Raw genomic sequence first — 5,735 nt, 5'->3', positions numbered from 1 at the left:
GAATTCTCCTGTAAATTGAACATCGTTCGTTATCCCTCTTATAGTCAGCTGCCCTGTAAACTCAAGGTTTTGTTCAGTAAAAGGTTTAACAGAGGTGATCCTTAAATGGGCTTCAGGGTGCCGTTTTACGTCAAAGAAATCCCGATCCTTCAGATGGTTTTCCAACCCGCGTTTAGGGATGGGATCATGTGCCGGGATGTCCGTAACTTCTATTGTGTTCATATCAACATAAAAGGATCCGCCAAGGAGCTTTTCATCCTTTACCTCTATAAAACCCGACTTGATTTGAATGATCCCGGAATGACTTTTTACCCCAAACATTTTGGTCCCTTTCCACCAGATCTCAGAAGCCTTTGTGTCTATCGTAAGGGTATCTACCGTTCCCTTTGGTATTTCTTTCATATCCTGAGAAGCCATGATAATGGACGCATGAGTGGGCGCCATGTCTCTACAGGAACAAAACAGGCACAAGGCCAACAATACGACTATAACTTTATTCATAATTGGGTATATTTTTACCGAGAATCAGGTTACGCTTTATTACATATATGCCGTCGGATCTTTTAGGCATTACTATACCAGAACCTGCACGATTCTGCAATCTTTTCCTTCGCTCGGCAGTTAATAACACATCATCTTCAAACACATAATTGTCAACGTAGTATTCCTTTTTCCCCGGTTCTTTGATCGTTAGGTGGATATGTTCCGCTTCCACTCCGTCCGGGTAAGCTCCCGGCCTAAAGGTGTAAAATGAATAACTCCCATCTGACCCCGTCTTTACCCAGCCACGGATAGAACCATGCCTTTTACCCCATCCTTTTTCGGTTCCTATCTTTCGATAGATACCCTCCCGGTCCGTGTGGTAGATATACAGGATGATATCCTTAGCCGGGGTCTCCCCATCCTTCTTAAACACCGTTCCTGTAATCTTCAACCGGGGCTCCAGCCCAAATAATGGCAAGGTATCTACGCTAACAAGTTTGCGGCTCCCGTATTCGTAAACCGCCTGGCAGTCTTCGCAAGGCCCGCCTAATAAATCTGCCCTGTTTTGCCCGCAACAGAATAAAGTAGTGAACAGAAATAAAAGTCTTAGCAGTGATAATGATCTAGTTACTTCCATGTTTTTTTTATAAAGTTATTGGAAATACTGTCGTTAACAACTGTAAATGTGGTAAGTGGAGTATAGAACTGGGTGAACTGAGTTCACCCCATTCTCTTTAGAAACTCTTTAGCGTAGTTGCGACTTAGTCGAAGCTCTGATCCGTCTTCAAGGGTCACATCATAATCTCCGTTACCACGGGAAAGGTATGACTTAACAAAATCTGTATTTACGATGCTACTCTTATGGATTCGTATAAACTGCGGTAGCGCATGTTTTTCAAGAAAGGACTGCAAGCTCGCAGTATGAAGATAGGTTCCATCGTGTGTTATAAGCGCAATATAGGGTGATTCTGATCGTACACAGAGGATGGATTTAGGTGAAAGCACTATATGTCTCCCCGCTTTACTTACCCTGATGCTCGAATGCTCTGCGGAATAAAGGACCTTTTTAGACCTGTGTTCTCGGTAAATTTTAAAGAAAAAATTGCCAAGTCCATATACGAACAGCGCGATGACTCCATTTTCGGGGCCGCTGCCGCGTAGTACGTCTACGATTCCGAAAGTGTCCTCCAGGAACACGGAGGATAAAACTTTAACCGCTGATGCAAACAGCAGCAAGTGCAACAAAGTAAATAAGAGTGCATAGACCAGATATAGCCTTGGTTTCTTGTTATATGCTATCCAACCATTAAGTAAAAGTAGGGGTATAAAGAGTACCCAGAATGATCCGAAAAGAAGCGATTCGTACCAATAAAAGGAATAGCCCTCCAAAGTAGCCTCCAATAGGTCTTTTGCGAGGACCAACAAGAGTAGCCCGGCCAGTATAAGCAGTGACCAACGCAGCCAGGATTTCTGAAACTTGCCGGTTTTCATTGTCAAGGGTTTAAACAGTACATTAAGTTAGTGATTTTCCAAGAATGGCCTTATAGCCCATGATTGAAGGTGAAACGGTTATCTAAAGTAAAAATTATAAGACAAACCTTTACCACAGGCATCTCTATTTTATAACAAATTTTTAGGAAATTACAGACGAAAAGACTATTTTTATCGTTTAAGTACAGACTTTCATGATGCCCCAAGTGTTACGAAAGATCATTCTAAGTGTAAAAACTGAGTATTAACCGACCCGAATCACCTACGTTATGGAATACTTCCTTTTTTTTAGTTGGACAGTTGCAATGCTTCTTGTATTTGTAAAAATATGGATGGCAAACCGCTCACTACAAAATATGCTTCGTAAGTAAAGACCTCTGTAATTATTGATTTAATTGAGGACAATCTATACAAGAGAATGGGCAGGAATCAATATGATCCTTTCTACCCTAAAATATAAAAGCCGCCCGTAGGCAGCTTTTATACGCGTTCATATAAAAACATTATTTGATGATCCCTGTACAGCTAATACGTGCACCTGCAGCACCACTGGGCTGGGACGTAAAGTCGTCTACCCCCTGATGTACAATAACCGCTTTCCCAACTATATTCCTGGTTTCATCTTCGCAACCAATACACCAAAGATCTGTTGTAAATTCAACAGAGGCGTTTCCATCGGCATCAGCTGTAAAGTTCCCTATGTCACCCCTGTGATATCCGGCAGTTTCACCCCATTTTCCATGAGGTTCTGCGGTTGGATTCCAATGACCGCCGGTTGAGGTGCCATCTGTGGCTGAACAATCTGCTTTATCGTGAATATGGATAGCGTGTTCTCCCGGTGTGAGGCCAGTAAATGTAGCTTTCATAACAACTTTACCATTCTCATCCGTAAAGCTTACCTCTCCAGCCACATTACTATCACTTTTAGGTTCCATTTTAAAGGCGATGGTCTCTACCATTACCTCTTCTTTAATGGCTTCCATCTCTTCTGCAGCCTCACTGGCCTCCTTCTTTACCTCCTTACAATTGTTGGATGTGGTTAGGATAAGAGCAAGTATTGCTATTCTTAAAAATTTCATTTCGTTCATTTTTTAGTTAACATTTAAAGTTACATAATATTACACGGCAAGTCAATTTTAATATTTAAGACTTCAGTAGTTCCTTGGGGTTTCTTATCCCACGGTTAAGGTTTTCACAAAGGATGATACTTTTATCGATTCGGGTTTGCGATGTTTTATACCTGGCAATCATATAAATTATGCTTCTCTTTTTTCCATCTGTAAATCCTTCAAAGATCTCATGAGCATCTATATCACTTTCCAACACGGCATCTAATTCTTCAGGCATTTCCACGCCATATTTAGATCTGTCTTCTGAGAGTTTCAGACTGATAAAATCATAGGGAAAGACACCCAGAAATTTTTGATGCTCTTTACCGAACATGAGTCTGTATTCTGTTTTGCGTTTTTGGAGTGCACCATAGAATTCAACAGATTTACCCTCAAAACTAGCCATAACCTTTACCCTTTTGTGGCCTGATTCAAGAAAAGGACGAATCTCTTTATCCGGGAGAATCAGGGAATGAATCCCCTTAAACTGTACATCAAATGTCGGACTCTTAAGCATCTAACCGTAATTTTGATTAACGCTATTTATTCTGTCGACTCTTCTTTTTACGTAAATCCGGGTTAAAGAAAACGCCTAATTGTAATCGGTCATAGTTGACAGAATTAAAATGATTTTTTAAATAGCCTAGCTGCAGGCTGCTATTATCGGTAATGTGAACACCTAATGCCATATATAGTCTATTTTGACCAAAGACCTGATCCTGAAGATTCAGGAACACTTCATCATAAACGTTTACGAAAAATGTATCGGTAAGAGGAAGGGTTACTTGTAATCTATAACGAGCTCTGTGCTGAGTATCGGTGGTTTCCCCAAAATCTATAAAGCGCTGCTCTAGCCTGTACCGGTGTTCAAAACGGAATTCTCCCACCTTATTTTTCAGGATAAGTTGCTGAAAGATCCGGTTTTCCTTCGAATTAATTTCCTCCGGAAATTCTTCAAAAGTTCCATCTGTAGAAATATATCCATATCCAAGGGTAACAATGGCATCCTGGTTAATATGATAGTTAAGCCCGGTTCGCAATAGCAACTGATTAAAATTTTGAGTGGTTTCATAGAAGCGAAATTGGGCCTCAGAATGAATACTTAGCTTTTCTGATATCTTATTGGTGCCAAAGTACATATACCAGGCCCCCCATTTATCTTCGCCAGTATTTTGGGCCATACTTATTCCGCTTATTAAAAGGGCAAAAAATATACTTAATCTCTTCATTCAGTATCAGTATTTATTTCAATTTTATTCAAGAGGCTCTAATTGCGGAGATCTAGTCCAAATTAAAGGAAGAAGTATCCTTAAACATTGAAATGGTTAATGGTTCTATGGTCTCACGGTATGTCTTCCATTCATCAGCAAAAAAGGCGTTGGTCTTCTCCAAAGTGGCCTTAAGATCGGCTTCTGCAAATTCCATTAGCCTTGTTTCTGTTTCTGTGATCCCTGTTTTTCTGGAGCGTACATATTGATAGGCGTTTCCAATTCTCCGCATTACCGTAAGTTCCGGATTACGCGTGATCCCCTGTCGTTTGTCTACTTTCCCCAGATAAACATCTATAAGTCCATCGATCTTCTTTGAAATGTCTTTTGAGGCCTTAATTGCATCCTTAAATTTATCTTTATCTAACTCCGTCAGATCCTTCTGATACTTGGCGGCTACCTTTTTGCTTTCCAGCAATTGTTTAACTGCATCTGCTGTGGTTTGGGTAAAGCCTTCCAGTTTTTTACTTGCCTTATACACTTCATTGATGGCGGTGGTGGACACATTTAAACGCGGATCTGAGGCTACCGTAATCGTGGTCTCATCCATCATTTCACCCAACGATAATACAACTTTGTACATTCCGGGTTTTACGTCCACTCCACCGGCTTCTCTGTTGCGTTTACGAATTGCGCGTGAAGGACGGTCCGGTCCTTTTTCATCCATATTCCAATAGATCCTATGGAAACCAGCCTTTTCGGGCGTTTTGTATTTTAAGGTCCTGATAAGGTCTTCTCCATTGTAGATCTCAACCACTACAGAGTCTTTTGTTTTCTCTGCTTCTTCTGTTTCTTTCTTTTCATCCTCATTGGCTTCCTCGTCTTCTTCTTTTTTGTCTTCAGAATCTTTCTTCGGTGCTACTTTTTTAAATCCTTCTTTCAGGAAATAGGTGATCATAGCTCCTTCCTTTCTGTTTTCGGCATTGAACAAGGCATCGGCTCCAAATCGGCTCCCGGTGGGCTGTTGATAGGATGCCTGATAGGCCGTTGGAGGATCGAACACCTCAATATCCTTCATCAGTATAGACGGATCTGCGGCAACAGCTCTCAGAGGCCTAATATCATCTAACACCCAGGCGGCGCGTCCAAACGTTCCAATAACCAGGTCGTGTTCCCTTGGGTGTATTGTTAGGTCTTTTGTTGAGACTGTAGGGAACCCTTCTGTCCATTTCTGCCATTTTTTGGCCGCATTAAATGAAACATAGAGACCGTCATCGGTTCCTAAGAATACTAAGTTTGGATTTTCCGGATCCTCAATGATCGACAACGTATAGCTTTGCACATCTGCCTGATCTACTATCCTTTCCCATGTCTTTCCGTAATCTCTTGTTCTGTAAGCATAGGGTGTATAGTTAAATCTCCTGTAATCATTAGCAATAAGCAA

Annotated in this window: 6 protein-coding genes and 1 pseudogene; all 7 read right to left on the bottom strand. The window is 41.1% G+C overall.

Going from position 1 to position 5,735, the window contains the following annotated elements:
- Window positions 1-501, bottom strand: a 501-nt coding sequence (locus Q0X72_RS12855) for a YceI family protein (protein ID WP_297766167.1), incomplete at its 3' end; no start/stop codon positions are given.
- Entirely contained in the window at window positions 494-1,120 is a 627-nt protein-coding gene (locus Q0X72_RS12850; protein ID WP_297766165.1) for an intradiol ring-cleavage dioxygenase, read from the bottom strand. The genes Q0X72_RS12850 and Q0X72_RS12855, both read right to left, overlap by 8 nt.
- Before the next feature lie 83 nt (window positions 1,121-1,203).
- Window positions 1,204-1,974, bottom strand: a complete 771-nt coding sequence (locus tag Q0X72_RS12845) for a LytTR family DNA-binding domain-containing protein (protein ID WP_297766163.1) — start codon at window positions 1,972-1,974, stop codon at window positions 1,204-1,206.
- Window positions 1,975-2,477: 503 nt separating this feature from the next.
- A complete protein-coding gene (locus tag Q0X72_RS12840) occupies window positions 2,478-3,053 on the bottom strand; it encodes a superoxide dismutase family protein (RefSeq protein WP_297766160.1) in 576 nt (191 codons plus the stop codon).
- 64 nt (window positions 3,054-3,117) lie between these two features.
- Entirely contained in the window at window positions 3,118-3,600 is a 483-nt protein-coding gene (locus Q0X72_RS12835) for a YdeI/OmpD-associated family protein (protein WP_297766158.1), read from the bottom strand.
- Between the two features lie 22 nt (window positions 3,601-3,622).
- On the bottom strand, window positions 3,623-4,312 hold the full coding sequence (locus Q0X72_RS12830) for a DUF2490 domain-containing protein (protein WP_297766156.1): 690 nt from the start codon (window positions 4,310-4,312) through the stop codon (window positions 3,623-3,625).
- 52 nt (window positions 4,313-4,364) lie between these two features.
- Window positions 4,365-5,735, bottom strand: a pseudogene (locus Q0X72_RS12825) (hypothetical protein); the annotation flags it as partial.

The organism is uncultured Muriicola sp. (genome assembly GCF_947258935.1).
Taxonomy (GTDB): Bacteria; Bacteroidota; Bacteroidia; order Flavobacteriales; family Flavobacteriaceae; genus Muriicola.
Note: the sequence above shows the minus strand (reverse complement) of the source record. Positions and strands in the feature narration are given on the sequence as shown.

Bases quoted from the DNA above. Each gene is read 5' to 3' on its own strand.
- Q0X72_RS12850 (WP_297766165.1), bottom strand. From the start codon at position 1,120: ATGGAAGTAACTAGATCATTATCACTGCTAAGACTTTTATTTCTGTTC.
- Q0X72_RS12840 (WP_297766160.1), bottom strand. From the start codon at position 3,053: ATGAAATTTTTAAGAATAGCAATACTTGCTCTTATCCTAACCACATCC.
- Q0X72_RS12830 (WP_297766156.1), bottom strand. From the start codon at position 4,312: ATGAAGAGATTAAGTATATTTTTTGCCCTTTTAATAAGCGGAATAAGT.
- Q0X72_RS12845 (WP_297766163.1), bottom strand. From the start codon at position 1,974: ATGAAAACCGGCAAGTTTCAGAAATCCTGGCTGCGTTGGTCACTGCTT.
- Q0X72_RS12835 (WP_297766158.1), bottom strand. From the start codon at position 3,600: ATGCTTAAGAGTCCGACATTTGATGTACAGTTTAAGGGGATTCATTCC.